Source organism: Xanthovirga aplysinae (assembly GCF_009711365.1).
Classification (GTDB): Bacteria; Bacteroidota; Bacteroidia; order Cytophagales; family Cyclobacteriaceae; genus Xanthovirga; species Xanthovirga aplysinae.
The window spans coordinates 1-1,520 of the sequence record NZ_SMMB01000422.1; the positions used below are offsets into that span (position 1 = coordinate 1).

The 1,520-nt window shown below is 39.7% G+C and carries 1 protein-coding gene; it reads right to left on the minus strand.

Annotated features, from left to right (window positions below; translation table 11 throughout):
* Positions 1 to 51 precede the first annotated feature (51 nt).
* Complete coding sequence (gene metK / locus E1171_RS01535) at positions 52 to 1,362, minus strand: methionine adenosyltransferase (RefSeq protein WP_155203397.1); 1,311 nt, start codon at positions 1,360 to 1,362, stop codon at positions 52 to 54.
* Positions 1,363 to 1,520: the final 158 nt, after the last annotated feature.

Sequence of the window (1,520 nt, forward strand, 5' to 3'; positions counted from 1 at the left end):
TTTTATTTTATTAAAATCCAATTCATTAATTTGGAATTAGTTTTATCTCCTCTAAAGACCAAATGACTCTTTTACTTTTTTTACAAAATCCAGTTTTTCCCATGTAAAGAACTCAAATTCCTTTTGCTCCTTATGGCGAATCTCTTCTCTTGCTTTTTCATCTTCTCGGATGGTAACATTTTGTACTTCTACTGCTTCAACAAATGGCTTTCGCCCTAAATGACCATAAGCCGCTGTTTTTGAGAAAATAGGATTCCGTAGACCAAACCGTTCTATGATCGCTTTAGGCCTCATATCAAAAATCTCCTGTACTTTATTAGCGATCTCACTATCTGATAAACCTACATTAGCGGTTCCATAAGTATTCACTGTAAGTGACACTGGCTTGGAAACACCAATGGCGTAAGCCACTTGAACGAGCAACTCATCTGCCACACCGGCAGCCACCAGGTTTTTGGCAATATGCCTTGCTGCATAGGCTGCACTTCGGTCTACTTTAGTAGCGTCTTTTCCCGAAAAAGCTCCGCCCCCATGAGCTCCTTTTCCGCCATAAGTATCTACAATAATCTTTCGTCCCGTCAATCCAGCATCTCCATGCGGACCACCAATAACAAATTTTCCTGTAGGATTAATGTGAAAAATAGTATCCACTAATAATTCTTCTGGAATTACCTCTTGAATTACATGTTTGATTACATCGGCCCTGATCTGATCCAGCATAGCATTTTCGGCAGCCTGTTGAGCCTCAGGATGCTCGCTATCAGCCTTAATGAACTCATCGTGTTGGGTAGAAACCACAATTGTATGAACTCTTATCGGCTGGTTTTGATCATCATATTCAATAGTAACCTGAGCTTTAGCATCAGGCCTCAGATAAGACATTAATTCCGGGTTATTTTTTCGGATTTCTGCTAAGCGTTGTACCAAACGATGGGAAAAGGCAAGCGCCATAGGCATATACTCTTCAGTTTCCTGTGTAGCGTACCCAAACATCATTCCTTGATCTCCAGCCCCCTGTTCTTTATCAACCCCTGCACCTTCATCCACCCCTTGTGCAATATCAGGAGATTGACTGTGAAGAGTAACCATAATTCCACAAGAGTCTGCATCAAACATATAATCATCACTCTTGTAGCCTATCCTTTTAATGGTTGATCTTACAACATCCGGAATTTCCACATAAGCTTTAGTGGTAACTTCTCCACCAACTACAACCAAGCCGGTTGTTACAAAGGTTTCACAAGCAACCCGCGAATTTGGGTCCTGCGCCAACATAGCATCAAGAATGGCATCTGAAATCTGATCTGCTATTTTATCTGGGTGACCTTCAGAAACAGACTCTGAAGTAAATAAATATGACATATCTATTAAAATTAATTGCGAATTTAGAATTAGGAATTACGAATGTCAGTAGAAAAACCCAAAAAGGAAAGCAAGTTTTAAGGCTTATGCCAATTCAACAATCCAGGTGTTACCAATTCATTCATAATACCACTTTGATTAAGTTCTTCTTTCAAAAA